This is a genomic window from Pseudomonas sp. RGM 3321 (genome assembly GCF_022836805.1).
Lineage (GTDB): Bacteria > Pseudomonadota > Gammaproteobacteria > Pseudomonadales > Pseudomonadaceae > Aquipseudomonas.
The window spans coordinates 75,444-89,048 of the sequence record NZ_JALHBH010000113.1 but is presented as its reverse complement, the minus strand read 5'-3'; the positions used below and the strand labels follow the sequence as shown (position 1 = coordinate 89,048).

Here is a 13,605-nt window from a genome sequence, read left to right as displayed (position 1 = left end):
ACCCCGCTCGGTTGCGCGATTGCTCCTGAACGGTTGGGCAGGGTTCAGTGAAATCATGTCGGCTACGGACAGAACAGGTACGATAGTCGGCTGTTTCACTCAGTCTTTTACGGAGTAAGCCCATGAGCGCAGTCAATCGCGCAGCGGTGGAGACGATTCTTCGCCAGTACACCGACCCTTATCTGAATCAGGACCCGGTCAGTGCCGGTTGCGTGCGGTCCATCGATATCGAGGGTGCACAGGTCCGCGTGCAACTCGAACTGGGCTATGCCGCCGACCTGTTCAGGAACGGCTGGGCGCAAGTGCTGAAAACCGCCATAGAGAACCTGGAGGGCGTCAGCTCGGCCACGGTTGCCATTAAAAGCGTGATCAGCGCGCACAAGGCGCAGAGTCAGATCCCCGGTCTGGCCAATGTGAAAAACATCGTGGCTGTCGCGTCGGGCAAGGGTGGTGTCGGCAAGTCCACAACGGCGGCCAATCTGGCACTGGCACTGTCTCGCGAGGGCGCACGGGTCGGTATTCTCGATGCAGATATCTATGGGCCGAGTCAGGGTGTGATGTTTGGCATTGCCGAAGGCACGCGGCCGAAGATCAAGGACCAGAAGTGGTTCGTACCAGTCCAGGCTCATGGCATTGACGTGATGTCGATGGCGTTTCTGACTGATGACAACACGCCTATGGTCTGGCGCGGGCCTATGGTGTCAGGGGCGTTGCTGCAACTGGTCACGCAGACTGCCTGGAATGATCTGGACTACCTGGTTATCGATATGCCGCCGGGCACCGGCGACATCCAGTTGACGCTGGCGCAGAAGGTCCCGGTGGCGGGTGCCGTGATTGTCACCACGCCTCAGGATCTGGCCCTGCTGGATGCGAAGAAGGGTGTCGAGATGTTCCGTAAGGTCAACATCCCGGTGCTGGGCGTCGTGGAAAACATGGCGGTGCACATATGCTCCAACTGCGGCCATGCCGAGCATCTGTTTGGTGAGGGCGGGGGCGAGAAGCTGGCGTCGCAGTACAATGTCGAGTTGCTGGCATCACTGCCGTTGTCGATGCTGATTCGCGAGCAGGCAGATGGCGGCAAGCCTACCGCTATTGCCGAGCCGGAAAGTCAGATTGCGATGGTGTATCAGGAGCTGGCGCGTCACGTTGGTGCACGAATCGTCTTGCAGGAAGCTGCAAGCCCGGCGATGCCGACCATTTCTGTCAGCGACGATTGATGCTGTAGCGATGTTCTGGCGGGGGAGGCGCAGGGAATTGGCGTCTCTCGGTCAGGCTTGAGGCATGGCTTGACGGGTAAGCAGATGTTCAAACGGCAGACAATAAAAAACCCCGCTTTTAAGGGCGGGGTTTTTAAGCGAATCAGTACAAGTTAGACAACTTGAACTTCTTCAGCTTGCATGCCTTTCTGACCGCGGGTAGCGATGAAAGAAACCTGTTGGCCTTCTTTCAGGCTTTTGAAGCCGTCGGATTGGATAGCTTTGAAGTGCACGAACAGGTCGTCACCGGATTGTGGAGTGATGAAGCCGAAGCCTTTTTCATCGTTGAACCACTTAACGGTACCAGTTTGGCGATTGGACATAGTATATCTCCTTGGACAAAGTTAACTGCGGCGTAGGAAGAGCCCTGGCCGAGACTGAGTGCAAAGAGCTGGAAAATTCATGGAGATGGTTGGATCGAAATTCAACATCGTGTAGAGATTCTCAGTGACACAAGCAACACAGTGACGCCACCTTAACCCTTTTTTCCGAACGTGCCAATGGTCTGTTGATGATTATTTCCATTCGCAGTGAAAGAGCCCGGCCTGTCACGCAAACTTGCTACTGGTTGCCTTTGAACCGTCGGCCCCGGCCCGGTAAGATGCCGGATATCTTTTTTACCTCGCTATTCAGGACACCGCCATGAGCATCAAATCGGACAAGTGGATTCGCCGCATGGCGCAGGAACACGGGATGATCGAGCCCTTCGTCGAGCGCCAGGTACGTGGCGAAGGGGCTGACAGGGTGATCTCCTTCGGTGTGTCCAGCTACGGCTACGACGTGCGTTGCGCCGACGAATTCAAGGTGTTTACCAACATCAATTCGGCCACGGTCGATCCGAAAAACTTTGATGAAAAAAGCTTCGTCGATATCAAGAGCGACGTGTGCATCATCCCCCCCAACTCTTTTGCGCTGGCACGCACCGTCGAATATTTCCGCATTCCGCGTAACGTTCTGACCATCTGCCTGGGCAAAAGCACCTATGCGCGCTGCGGTATTATCGTCAACGTCACGCCGCTTGAACCTGAGTGGGAAGGTCATGTGACGCTGGAGTTCTCCAACACCACTACATTGCCGGCCAAGATCTACGCCAACGAAGGCGTGGCACAGATGCTGTTCCTTGAGTCAGATGAGGAATGTGAAGTGTCCTACAAGGATCGAGGCGGCAAATACCAGGGCCAGCGTGGCGTCACCCTGCCACGCACCTGATTTGCCGGTCAGGTGATTAGTGGAATTGAATTAATACTCTATTTCGCACTCTATCTGCTCACATGCTTTCGCATAATCGATATGTGCGAAGGCCTTTGATCTGGAGTGCCCTATGAAGACTACTTTCAAAATCTCTGAACAGGTTGAATCTCCGCTTAACGAGATCGGGCTGCTGGCCTGGTCATTGATGGCTCATTCAGATCTGCTTCCCGAGCTGAATGTGGTCGGTGGTGGCATTCCGGGTGATCCAGGGCCAGATACTCCTTTTCCGGAGCCCACTGAGCCAGGTGGACCTACCGTTCCTGACGAGCCGCCACCTGCGCCGGTTGCCTGATTATCAGCTCCCTGCTTCTCCTTGTGAGGGGCAGGGTACTCTTATCTATATGGCTATGGCTGAGAGCGACGCTACACCACTCGCCATACTGCATCACCGCCTGTCACATAGACTGAGCACTCCTGCGCCGGACGAATCTGAAACCCACCCGTAAACTCTCCGAACGCTGGCAGCAGGCTGACGCGTGGGCCCAGGTAGAAGCACGCGAGTCGCAAGCTTTGCCTGCCACGCCCATGCAGCCGGTGAACCGGGTGAACGTGCCCTGCCAGTACGTGCAATTGCGGGTGTGGATCAGGCTCGTGCTGCAAGGCAAAAGGTCCCAGCATCAGGGGTTCGGGAACCACATCAATGCCCAGATAGGCGGGGGGATCGCCCGCCCGTTTGTCATGGTTGCCACGGATCAGGGTGATGCGTAGCGCCGGGTGTTGCGCCCGCCATTGCTCTAGTGCCGCGAGTGTGCCCGCTGCGTGTGATTCCGGTGCGTGCAGAAAGTCGCCCAGAAAGATCAGATGATCACAGGCATATGCATCGAGCAGGCTGTCCAGTCTTCGCAGATTGGCTTGGGTGGTGCCATGTGGCACCGGTTGACCTAGCTTGCGGTAGGCCGCTGCCTTGCCAAAGTGCGCGTCGGCGATCAGCAGCGATCGTTCTGCTGGGTAGTAGATGGCCTTGTCGGCCAGCAGCCATAGCTCCTCTCCCGCCAGCGTTACTGCGAGGTAAGGCTTCATTGCTCATGCTCCGGACCTGCGGCTTTCTCCAAATCACGGACCATGCGCGCAATGCGGTCAGCGAGTTTTTCCGAACTGAGACTTTCGCGGAAGCGCTCGACCAGTAGAGGAAACGCCAACGGGGTCGCGCGCTTTATCGCATGCAGGTCCAGCCTGCGACTGTTGATCTGGCGCAATGTCAGCTCCAGACGCTGCAGATCCAGCTCCTGGCGTAGCACTTCCTGTTCGGCCTGGGTCAGTAGCATGTTGTCAGCGTCGTATTGTTTGAATACTTCAAAGAACAGCCCGCTCGATGCCTGAAGTTGTCGATTGCTTTTCGCAGCACCCGGGTAGCCGGAAAACACCAGTCCTGAGATGCGGGCAATTTCGCGAAAGCGTCGCAGCGCCAGTTCGCCCGCATTCAGGCTGGCAATAATGTCGGCCAAAAGATCGGTCTCGCTGAAAAGGTCAGCCTGCAACGCTTGGGCCCAGTCAATCTCGCTGGCGCTGAGCAGTTCCAGCCCGTAGTCGTTGACGGCGATGGAAAAGGTCAACGGTCGATGCCGGCTCAGACGCCAGGCGAGCAGACTTCCCAGCCCCAAATGCACATGACGACCGGCGAACGGGTAGAGAAACAGGTGCCAGCCTTCACGGGATTTAAGGGTTTCAGCCAGCAGTGTGTCGCGTCGCGGTAGCCCGGACCATTGTTGCTGCACTTCCAGCAAGGGTTTGATGGCTTGCATTTCCGGGCTGGTGAATTCACCCCGCGCCGCAGCATCGAACTTCTCCACCACGGCGTCCGCCAGTTCGCTGGACAGGGGCATTCGCCCACCGTTCCAGCGTGGCACGGCGGCTTTCTTGCCCGTAGCCCGCTTGACGTAGGCGGTCATGTTTTCCACCCGGACCAGCTCCAGCAAGCGCCCGCCGAACAGAAAGCCGTCACCAGGTTTGAGCCGGGCGATGAAACCTTCTTCAACGCTGCCCAGCGAGCCGCCACCGCCGCCTTTTTTCCAGTATTTCAGGTTAACGGTGGCTTCGCTGACGATGGTGCCGACGCTCATGCGGTGGCGCCTGGCGAGACGCGCATCGGGAACACGCCAGACACCCTGTTCATCCGGTTCGGCGCGGCGGTAATCGGGGTAGGCGGTCAGTGAGTGGCCGCCGTTGCGCACAAAGGCCAGCGCCCATAGCCATTGCTCGTCGCTGAGGTCACGGTAGGCCCAGGAGCTGCGCACTTCGGTCAACAGCTCATCGGGCATGAAGCCACCGCCCAGCGCGATGCTGACCAGATGCTGGACCAGAACGTCCAGCGGCTGCTGCGGCGATTCGCGGGGCTCGATCATCCGCGCGGCGACGCCGTCATGAGCGGCAGCCGCTTCGACCAGTTCCAGGCTGTGGGTCGGCACCAGCGTGACACGCGAAGGGCGGCCCGGCGCATGGCCTGAGCGTCCTGCACGCTGCATCAGCCGTGCGACACCTTTGGGCGAGCCGATTTGCAACACGCGCTCGACCGGCAGAAAGTCCACGCCCAGATCCAGGCTTGATGTACACACCACGGCCTTGAGCGCGCCTTCTTTCAACGCACGTTCGACCCAGTCACGGACTTCGCGTGCCAGAGATCCGTGGTGCAGGGCAATTAATCCGGCCCAGTCCGGGCGCGCTTCGAGTAGCGCCTGATACCAGATTTCCGATTGCGCCCGTGTGTTGGTGAACACCAGGCAACTGGCGCTGCTGTCCACCTCGGCGACCACTTGCGGCAGCATGCGCAGGCCCATATGTCCGGCCCACGGAAAGCGTTCGATGGAAGGCGGCAGCAACGTATCGACCAGCAATTGCTTGTCGACCTTGCCCTGTACGGTCACGCCGTTGTCGCCGATCAGCACGTGCTGCGCATGCTCCTGATTGCCCAGCGTTGCCGAAATGCCCCACACGATCAGTTGCGGATTCCATCGCCGCAGGCGCGCCAGTGCCAATTGCAGCTGCACGCCGCGCTTGTTGCCGATCAGTTCATGCCATTCATCCACCACCACCATTTTCAGCGTCGACAAGGCGACCTGGGCATCGGCGCGGGTCAGCAACAGCGTCAGGCTCTCCGGTGTGGTGATCAGCGCTGAGGGCAATCGCCGGCTCTGGCGGGCGCGTTCGCTGCCGCTGGTATCGCCGGTGCGCAAGCCAACCGTCCACGGAATATCCAACTCGGCCAACGGCGCTTCAAGGGCTCTGGCGGTATCGGCGGCCAAGGCGCGCATGGGCGTGATCCACAGGACACTCAACGGCGCGGCGGGCGGTTTACGTTTACGGGGTTTGTCATCGATGACAGGCGCATTGGCTTTGGCGAAGCGGTTGAGTGCGGCAAACCAGACTGCATAAGTCTTGCCTGAGCCGGTACTGGCATGCAGCAGGCCGGACTCACCTTTCTTCACCGCCGCCCAGACCTCCTTCTGAAAAGCGAACGGCTTCCAGCCCCGGGCGAGAAACCATCGTCGAGCGAAATCGGTGGGTCTGCTCATCCGTTTGCGTGTGCTCTGAGTGGCGTTAAGTCAGAGACAGCGAAGAAAGGGTAATAGTTTTAAATGGTTATGTGGCTGGAGCATGCGGAACGATGATCTCAACTATAGTAGTGCGTCGCTCCGCGCCCTCTTGGCGACGCAGCGCGTCGAGCACTGCATCCCCACGCTGGAGTGGGGACTATAGTCGTGGATATTTCAGCTCCGGTTACCAGGCGTTTCCGGCGTCATACACAAAAAACGCTACTTCAGATTGCCACTCAAAAACTGCTGCAAGCGCTCGCTTTTCGGATTGTTGAGCACCTCGTCCGGGTGGCCGGACTCTTCTATCTGGCCTTGATGCAGGAACACCACCTGGCTCGCAACCTTGCGTGCAAAGCCCATCTCGTGTGTCACCAGAATCATGGTCCGGCCTTCCTCGGCCAAGCCCTGAATGACCTTCAGCACTTCACCGACCAGTTCCGGGTCCAGTGCCGAGGTAGGCTCGTCGAACAGCATGATTTCCGGCTCCATTGCCAGCGCACGGGCAATGGCCACGCGCTGTTGCTGGCCGCCCGACAGGAACGCCGGGTACTGATCGGCGACGCGCTCCGGCAGCCCGACCTTCTCCAGGTACTTGCGCGCGCGGGCCTCGGCTTCGGCCTTGGGCACGCCCAGTACCCGGCGCGGAGCCATGGTGATGTTTTCCAGCACGGTCATGTGCGCCCACAGGTTGAAATGCTGAAACACCATCGCCAGACGCGTGCGGATGCGCTGCAGTTCATCCGCGTCGGCAACGCGCATACCGTCCTTGTCGCTGACCATGCGTACTTGCTTGCCGTCCAGGCTCATCGCCCCGTCATCGGGCTGTTCGAGAAAATTGATGCAGCGCAGAAAGGTGCTCTTGCCGGAGCCGCTGGCTCCGATCAGGCAGATGACGTCACCGCTGCTGGCCTTGAGCGATACGCCTTTGAGCACTTTGTTGTCGCCATAGCTTTTGTGCAGGCCATCGATGGTCAGTTTGTACATGGCAGGTCCTCAAGGAGAAAGTAGATAGCCGCTGCGATAGGCCTGGGTGCCGGCGATGTGCGCAATGACCATGCCGGCAGTCGCCATGCGGCGCAGCGAGCGCGCATACAGCAGGCCCGCGTTCAAGGCATGGATGCAGGCCACGGTGTCGCTGATAGGGTCGATGACCTCGGCAATCAGTTGGCCAGCCTCGACGTGTTCGCCGGGCATCGCACAGAACACCAGCAGGCCGCCGACCGGCGTGGTCACCGGTTCGACCGCTGCCAATGGCGTAGCGGGGTAGAGCAGTTCGGGCAGAGGCTGGAGTTCGCCGTCGATGATGCCCGCGTCGATCAGGTAATGAATGATGGCCTGACAGTCACGGCTGGCGAGGGCATGGTTCACATCGCCTTGCCCGCGCAGCTCCAGCGTAACCGAGAAGCTGCCCATGGGAATTGGAAAGCGCTCACCGAAGCGTTGCTGCAATTGCCACCAGACCAGCGTGAAGCATTCATCGAACGACTGACCACCCGAGTCGGTCGCCAGCAGGCTGGCTTGCGCGCCCAGATAGCGCGACAGCGGCTCGACTTTAGGCCAGGCTTCGGGCGTGGTGTACAGGTGCTCGACCGATTCGAAATCACAGTGCAGGTCCAGCACCATGTCGGCATCGCAAGCCAGGCGCTGCAGGGTCAGGCGCAGCGATTGCAATTGGGTGGTTGCGGGTACGGCATCCAGCGCCGCTCTCAGGCTTTTACGCACCAGTGCGATGTTGTGCTCTGCATCAGCAGTCAGCCGGGCTTCGATTTCATCGCCGACCTGTGCGCCAAGGTCGCTGAACCAGCGATTGAAGTTCTGGCCGCTTTCCAGCTCGTAGCGGCCCAAAGGTGTGTCCATCAGGACCTGTTCCAGACCAATCGGGTTAGCGACCGGCACTACGACGACTTCACCCAGTAGGCGACCAGCACTTTCCAGTTCTGCCAGACGCTGCTTCAGATACCAGGCAACCAACATGCCCGGCAGTTCGTCCGCATGCAGTGAAGCCTGGATATAAACCTTGCCGGAACCGTTTTGCGGACCGTAGTGAAAGCTGTGGACCTGCCGGGCAGTGCCTGGCACTGGCGACAGCAAGTCGTGGGTGTGATGGCGCATGTTCAGTCCTGATTAGTGGGCCGGGCCGAGAAAGGCCAGCCAGCGGCGTTCGGCAAGGCGGAACAGCCCGACCAGAACGAACGTCACGGTCAGGTACATGACGGCGGCGATACCGAAGGACTGGAAGGTCATGAAGGTCGCAGAGTTGGCGTCCCGCGCCACTTTCAATATGTCTGGCACTGTGGCGGTAAAGGCCACCGTGGTCGAGTGCAGCATCAGAATAACTTCATTGCTGTAGTACGGCAGCGAACGGCGTAGCACCGATGGCATGATCACGTAGGCATAAAGCTTCCAGCCAGTCAGACCGTAGGCTTTGGCCGCTTCGACTTCGCCGTGGGCCATGCTACGGATCGCCCCGGCAAAGATTTCCGTGGTGTAGGCGCAGGTGTTCAGGGTGAAGGCCAGGATCGTGCAGTTCATCGCATCGCGAAAAAACGCATCCAGCATCGGCTGTTCACGCACTGCGGCAATGCTGTAAATGCCGGTGTAGCAGATCAGCAACTGTATATAGAGGGGCGTGCCGCGAAACAGGTAGGTGTAGAACTGCACCGGCCAGCGTACCCAGCGGTTTTTCGACACCCGTGCAATCGACAGCGGGATCGACACGCAAAAGCCGATGGCGATTGAGGCGCTGAGCAGCCACATGGTCATGGCCAGCCCGGTGATATTTACGCCGTCTGTATAAAGGAAGGGTTTCCAGTATTCCTGTAACAACTCGATCATCGCTGTGCCTCCCGGCTGCCTGCGGCATAGTGCCGTTCAGCCCAACGCAGGGCGAAGTTCGAGGCGCTGGTGATCAGCAGGTAGATCAATGCCGCCAACACCAGAAAGTAGAACAGCTGATAGGTACTTTTGCCGGCGTCCTGCGAGGCCTTGACCAGATCAGCCAGGCCGATGATCGATACCAGTGCGGTGGCCTTGAGCAGCACCTGCCAGTTATTGCCGATCCCCGGCAGTGCGTAACGCATCATTTGCGGGAACACAACGTAGCGAAATCGCTGGCCGCGCTTCAAGCCGTAGGCGGTTGCCGCTTCCACCTGACCGCGAGGCACGGACAGAATCGCACCGCGAAACGTCTCGGTGAAATATGCCCCATAAATGAAGCCCAGAGTGATGACACCCGCGCCGAACGGGTTGATTTCGATGTATTCCCATTCCATTGCGTCGGTGAGCATGGTCAGCCAGGTTTGCAGGCTGTAGAAAATCAACAGCATCAACACCAGATCCGGGATACCGCGGATCAGTGTTGTATAAATTTGTGCCGGAACGCGCAGCAGCGCCGAGCTCGACAGTTTGGCGCTTGCCCCGATCAGCCCGAGCAGAATGCTCAGCGCGAGGGACAGCACAGCCAGTTTGATGGTCATCCAGGTGCCTTCCAGCAACAGCGGGCCAAAGCCCTTCAGGCTGAATGCCGAGAGTCCCAGGTTTTGCATGAGTGCATCGAGCATGGATAGGCCTTGCTTTCAAAAACAGAGACGCCCATCGATTGGGCGGCGAATCATCGCCGAAATCGATGGGCGTCGGGGTGTTATTTGCCGCTGTACAGGTTCAGGTCGCCAAAATGCTTTTTCTGGATTTCGGCGTAGGTGCCGTCGTCGTGCATCGCCTTGATGCCTTTATCCAGCAGCGCTTTCAGCTCCTTGTTGCCCTTGGCGATGCCGATGGCAGTTTTGGCTGGCAGCAATTCGCTGTCGATAGGCTTGCTGACTTCGTAGTCGGCACCGGCTGGCGACTTCAGGAAACCCAGTTCGGCTTGCAGCATGTCCTGGATCGAAGCGTCCAGACGGCCCGAAGTCAGGTCAGCGTAAACCTGGTCCTGGTTGGCGTAGGCCTTGGTGGAGATACCGGCCTTGTCCAGTACGGCCTTGGCGTAGGCTTCCTGAATAGTGCCTTGCTCATAGCCCACAGTCTTGCCTTTCAGGCTGGCCGGATCGGCAGTAAAGCCTGCACCTTTCTTGAACACCAGCGAGGTCGGGCCGGAAAACAATTCGTTGGAGAAGTCGATGACTTTTTCGCGAGCAGGGGTCACGGTCATCGAGGAGATAACGCCGTCGAACTTGCGTGCCTTGAGGCCGGGGATCATGCCGTCGAAATCGCTTTCAACCCATTTGCAGGTGACTTTCAGCTCTTTGCAGATCGCGTTGCCCAGGTCGATATCGAAGCCGACCAGGCTGCCGTCGGCGGCTTTGGATTCAAACGGCGCATAGGACGGATCAACGCCGAAGCGCAGTTCCTTGTATTCCTTGGCCATCGTGTTACCGGCGGCGAGGCACAGAGCCAGTGCAGAAAGAGTCAGCCATGCTTTTTTCATCGTTCAGTCCTTAAAACCTTAAATGGGGCGTTGGGAACACGCGAAGCTTGCTACCGGCAAGTGCCAGACTGGCAGAAGGTAGCAATTTCCGAACCAGAGCGATGAACGTGCGTTTGAAATGTAAGGCGTTGTCGCTATTTCGTATAAATGGCTGGCAATCTGCCGCCTTGGCACGTTTATGGGCCGGATGTTGTTCTCTGTGACGTAAACCACACCCTATTCAGCTCGCGGCGAGCGGCAGATTGGTAACGCAAGAGAAAGGTTTCTGCGTGCAGAAGAACTCTGGCGTCACGCAATGTTTCAAAAAGGTGCGCGTCATTTCTCGCGCACTTTTTCGGTGCGTCAATTCAACAGGTCCTGTAATGACGCCAGGCTGTCGGCTTCGGCCACCGGCTTGTCCTGCCTCCAGCGCAACATGCGCGGGAAGCGCACCGCAATGCCGCTCTTGTGGCGCTTTGACAAGGCGATGCCTTCAAAGCCCAGTTCGAATACCAGTGTCGGTGTGACGCTGCTCACCGGGCCGAATTTTTCCACGGTGGTTTTACGAACGATAGCGTCGACCTTGCGCATTTCCTCATCGGTCAGCCCTGAGTAGGCTTTGGCGAATGGCACCAGCGTGCGCTCACTGGCGTCGGGCGGGCCGTCCCACACCGCAAAGGTGTAGTCGCTGTACAGGCTGGCACGTCGGCCGTGGCCACGTTGCGCGTAGATCAGCACGGCATCGATACTGAACGGGTCGATTTTCCATTTCCACCACACGCCCATGTCCTTGGTGCGACCGACGCCGTACAGCGAGTCGCGGCCCTTGAGCATCATGCCCTCGACGCCCAGGCTGCGAGAGGCTTCACGTTGAGTCGCCAGATCAAGCCAATCCTTGCCGGTGAGTACCGGGGAGGGCATCAACACCTCGCTCTGGACGCTTTCGATCAAGGTTTCCAGTTGCGCGCGACGTTCATGTTGCGGTCGGCTGCGCCAGTCATCACCTTGCCATTCAAGCAGGTCATATGCCAGTACCACCACGGGAACGTCAGCGAGAATTTTCTTGCCGAGGGTCTTGCGGCCAATCCTTTGTTGCAGCAGGGCGAAGGGCTGAACCGAAGGTAACGCCGCGGTGGCATTACCGTTCAACGCAAATTCAGCGCTGCCATCGGGGCTCGGCTCGGGGGCTTTCCAGACGACGATTTCGCCGTCGATCACCGTGCCGTCAGGCAGGCACTGCGCCAGGCTGTGCAGCTCGGGAAACCGGTCGGTGACCAGCTCTTCGCCGCGCGACCAGATCCACAAGCGTCCGTCACGTTTGACCAGTTGTGCGCGAATACCGTCCCACTTCCATTCCACCTGCCAGTTCTCGGCCGCCCCGAGCAACTCCTGGAACTGATCGGCGGGCTGTTGCAGGGAATGGGCAAGAAAAAACGGGTAGGGCTGACCGCCACGTTGTGCGTGCTCGTCTTCGGATTCAGGCGCGATCAGTTTCAGGTAGCGCTCGGCGCTGGGCCGATGCGACAGGTCGGTATAGCCAACCAGCCTTTGGGCGACGCGCTTGCTGTCGATATCGGCCAGCGCAGCCAGTGCGCGCGTTACCAGCAATTTCGACACGCCAACCCGGAAACTGCCGGTGATCAGTTTGATGCAGACCATCAGGCTGCTGCGGTCCAGTTGCGACCAGAACATCGGCAGGCGTGCTGCCAGCTCTTCGGGCGGCAGGCCGCGCAACGGCAGCAGCTTGTCTTCCATCCAGGTGGCCAGGCCCTCGTCATTGCTGTGATCGGCTTGGGGCAGCAACAATGACAAGGTCTCCGCCAGATCACCGACCGCCTGATAGCTTTCTTCGAACAGCCACTCCGGCAGATTCGCCAGAGTCATTGCCTGCTCACGCAACACGCGTGTCGGCACCAGTTGCCTGGGGCGTCCACCGGACAGGAAGTACACGGCCCAGGCAGCATCCTCTGCAGCCGCTTTCTCGAAATAGTCACGCATCGCGGCGAGTTTGGCGTTGCTCGATGTGGTTGCGTCCAGTTGTGCGTAGAGCTCCGCGAAGGCTTTCATGACTGAGCCTCCCCCGCAGTTGCCGTCTCAGGCTCGGCAGCCGCCGGGTTACTGTCCTCCTCATCGCCGTACTCGGTGCTGAAGCCCTGCGCATCCAGCCCCAGTTCGCGCAGATAACGCACCAGTATGCCGACCGAACCGTGGGTGACCATGACCCGCTCGGCACCAGTCTGTTCGATGGCCCACAGCAAGCCGGGCCAGTCGGCGTGATCGGACAGCACGAAACCGCGATCCACGCCACGCCGACGTCGCGTGCCGCGCAGCATCATCCAGCCGCTGGCAAACGCATCGCTGTATTCGCCGAAGCGCTTCATCCAACTGCTGCCACCGGCCGAGGGCGGGGCGAGAATCAACGCCTGACGCAGGGCCGGGTCAGTCTTTTTGAAATCGCCAGCGTATTGCGTTTCCGGAATACGAATGCCGCCTTCACGGTAAACCCGGTTCAACGGCTCGACAGCGCCATGCACCAGAATCGGCCCGATCTGCGAATCAATGCCATGCAGGATGCGTTGAGCCTTGCCGAACGAGTAGGCGAACAGCACGCTGGCCTTGCCTTGGGCCGCATTGCCACGCCACCACTCGTTGATGCCTTCGAAAATCTGCGACTGCGGTGCCCAGCGATAGATCGGCAGGCCGAAGGTCGATTCGGTAATAAAGGTGTGACAGCGCACCGGTTCGAACGCCGCACAGGTGCCGTCGGGTTCGACTTTGTAATCCCCGGAAGCGACCCAGACTTCGCCTTGGTATTCCAGCCGCACCTGCGCCGACCCCAACACATGCCCGGCAGGGTGCAGGCTGAGTTTTACCCCGTGATGGGTGATGGTTTCGCCGTATTCCAGGGTCTGCAGGTTGATGTCCTGGCCAAGGCGCGAACGCAGAATGCCCTCGCCACTGGCCGCCGACAGGTAATGCTGATTGCCGGTACGGGCGTGGTCGCCATGTGCATGGGTAATGACGGCCCGTTCGACCGGGCGCCACGGGTCGATATAGAAATCACCGGGTGGGCAGTACAAACCTTCGGGACGAGCAACGACAAGATCCATGAGGCAACCGTATGGATGGGCTTGTTAGCTATGAGCCGGGTCGGGTCTGGAAGTTC

The 13,605-nt window shown here is 59.2% G+C and carries 13 protein-coding genes; 3 read left to right on the top strand and 10 right to left on the bottom strand.

Translation table 11 applies throughout. The features are described 5' to 3' along the window. Positions 1–122: 122 nt before the first annotated feature. A complete protein-coding gene (gene apbC, locus RGM3321_RS16850; protein WP_244394017.1) occupies positions 123–1,217 on the top strand; it encodes an iron-sulfur cluster carrier protein ApbC in 1,095 nt (364 codons plus the stop codon). A gap of 152 nt (positions 1,218–1,369) precedes the next feature. On the opposite strand, the gene RGM3321_RS16845 is transcribed toward apbC, so the two are convergent. Continuing rightward, positions 1,370–1,579 carry a cold-shock protein gene (locus RGM3321_RS16845; protein WP_244394016.1) on the bottom strand — a complete coding sequence of 70 codons (210 nt, stop codon included), beginning with the start codon at positions 1,577–1,579 and terminating at the stop codon, positions 1,370–1,372. A 319-nt stretch (positions 1,580–1,898) separates the two neighbouring features. On the opposite strand from RGM3321_RS16845, the gene dcd reads away from it, so the two are divergent. Together dcd and RGM3321_RS16835 are read left to right on the top strand one after the other, a co-directional pair. Continuing rightward, positions 1,899–2,465: a dCTP deaminase gene (gene dcd, locus RGM3321_RS16840; protein ID WP_002554836.1), complete on the top strand. Its 567-nt coding sequence runs from the start codon at positions 1,899–1,901 to the stop codon at positions 2,463–2,465. A 112-nt stretch (positions 2,466–2,577) separates the two neighbouring features. Continuing rightward, positions 2,578–2,799, top strand: a complete 222-nt coding sequence (locus tag RGM3321_RS16835; protein WP_058401645.1) for a hypothetical protein — start codon at positions 2,578–2,580, stop codon at positions 2,797–2,799. Positions 2,800–2,870: 71 nt separating this feature from the next. On the opposite strand, the gene pdeM is transcribed toward RGM3321_RS16835, so the two are convergent. The 9 genes from pdeM to RGM3321_RS16790 all read right to left on the bottom strand — a co-directional run bounded on the left by pdeM (position 2,871) and on the right by RGM3321_RS16790 (position 13,549). Continuing rightward, on the bottom strand, positions 2,871–3,527 hold the full coding sequence (gene pdeM / locus RGM3321_RS16830; protein ID WP_244394015.1) for a ligase-associated DNA damage response endonuclease PdeM: 657 nt from the start codon (positions 3,525–3,527) through the stop codon (positions 2,871–2,873). Next, the gene (locus RGM3321_RS16825; RefSeq protein ID WP_244394014.1) at positions 3,524–6,016 is read right to left on the bottom strand and encodes a ligase-associated DNA damage response DEXH box helicase; all 2,493 of its coding nucleotides are present in this window, start codon (positions 6,014–6,016) and stop codon (positions 3,524–3,526) included. The genes pdeM and RGM3321_RS16825 overlap by 4 nt, the downstream gene beginning before the upstream one ends. A 240-nt stretch (positions 6,017–6,256) precedes the next feature. Beyond that, positions 6,257–7,021, bottom strand: coding sequence for an ATP-binding cassette domain-containing protein (locus tag RGM3321_RS16820; RefSeq protein ID WP_244394013.1), 765 nt, complete (start codon positions 7,019–7,021; stop codon positions 6,257–6,259). Between the two features lie 9 nt (positions 7,022–7,030). After that, a complete protein-coding gene (locus tag RGM3321_RS16815; protein WP_244394012.1) occupies positions 7,031–8,149 on the bottom strand; it encodes a succinylglutamate desuccinylase/aspartoacylase family protein in 1,119 nt (372 codons plus the stop codon). A gap of 12 nt (positions 8,150–8,161) precedes the next feature. Beyond that, positions 8,162–8,872 carry an ABC transporter permease gene (locus RGM3321_RS16810; RefSeq protein WP_244394011.1) on the bottom strand — a complete coding sequence of 237 codons (711 nt, stop codon included), beginning with the start codon at positions 8,870–8,872 and terminating at the stop codon, positions 8,162–8,164. Further along, a complete protein-coding gene (locus RGM3321_RS16805; RefSeq protein ID WP_002554830.1) occupies positions 8,869–9,597 on the bottom strand; it encodes an ABC transporter permease in 729 nt (242 codons plus the stop codon). Before RGM3321_RS16805 ends, RGM3321_RS16810 begins: the two co-directional genes overlap by 4 nt. Positions 9,598–9,677: 80 nt before the next feature. After that, entirely contained in the window at positions 9,678–10,460 is a 783-nt protein-coding gene (locus RGM3321_RS16800; RefSeq protein WP_244394010.1) for a transporter substrate-binding domain-containing protein, read from the bottom strand. Positions 10,461–10,802: 342 nt separating this feature from the next. Continuing rightward, a complete protein-coding gene (locus RGM3321_RS16795) occupies positions 10,803–12,506 on the bottom strand; it encodes an ATP-dependent DNA ligase (protein ID WP_244394009.1) in 1,704 nt (567 codons plus the stop codon). Next, complete coding sequence (locus tag RGM3321_RS16790; RefSeq protein WP_244394008.1) at positions 12,503–13,549, bottom strand: ligase-associated DNA damage response exonuclease; 1,047 nt, start codon at positions 13,547–13,549, stop codon at positions 12,503–12,505. Before RGM3321_RS16790 ends, RGM3321_RS16795 begins: the two co-directional genes overlap by 4 nt. Positions 13,550–13,605: the final 56 nt, after the last annotated feature.

Coding starts and splice junctions, on each gene's coding strand:
- RGM3321_RS16820 (WP_244394013.1), bottom strand. CDS start 7,021: ATGTACAAACTGACCATCGATGGCCTGCACAAAAGCTATGGCGACAAC.
- RGM3321_RS16800 (WP_244394010.1), bottom strand. CDS start 10,460: ATGAAAAAAGCATGGCTGACTCTTTCTGCACTGGCTCTGTGCCTCGCC.
- dcd (WP_002554836.1), top strand. CDS start 1,899: ATGAGCATCAAATCGGACAAGTGGATTCGCCGCATGGCGCAGGAACAC.
- apbC (WP_244394017.1), top strand. CDS start 123: ATGAGCGCAGTCAATCGCGCAGCGGTGGAGACGATTCTTCGCCAGTAC.
- RGM3321_RS16805 (WP_002554830.1), bottom strand. CDS start 9,597: ATGCTCGATGCACTCATGCAAAACCTGGGACTCTCGGCATTCAGCCTG.
- RGM3321_RS16825 (WP_244394014.1), bottom strand. CDS start 6,016: ATGAGCAGACCCACCGATTTCGCTCGACGATGGTTTCTCGCCCGGGGC.
- RGM3321_RS16845 (WP_244394016.1), bottom strand. CDS start 1,579: ATGTCCAATCGCCAAACTGGTACCGTTAAGTGGTTCAACGATGAAAAA.
- RGM3321_RS16835 (WP_058401645.1), top strand. CDS start 2,578: ATGAAGACTACTTTCAAAATCTCTGAACAGGTTGAATCTCCGCTTAAC.
- pdeM (WP_244394015.1), bottom strand. CDS start 3,527: ATGAAGCCTTACCTCGCAGTAACGCTGGCGGGAGAGGAGCTATGGCTG.
- RGM3321_RS16815 (WP_244394012.1), bottom strand. CDS start 8,149: ATGCGCCATCACACCCACGACTTGCTGTCGCCAGTGCCAGGCACTGCC.
- RGM3321_RS16795 (WP_244394009.1), bottom strand. CDS start 12,506: ATGAAAGCCTTCGCGGAGCTCTACGCACAACTGGACGCAACCACATCG.
- RGM3321_RS16810 (WP_244394011.1), bottom strand. CDS start 8,872: ATGATCGAGTTGTTACAGGAATACTGGAAACCCTTCCTTTATACAGAC.
- RGM3321_RS16790 (WP_244394008.1), bottom strand. CDS start 13,549: ATGGATCTTGTCGTTGCTCGTCCCGAAGGTTTGTACTGCCCACCCGGT.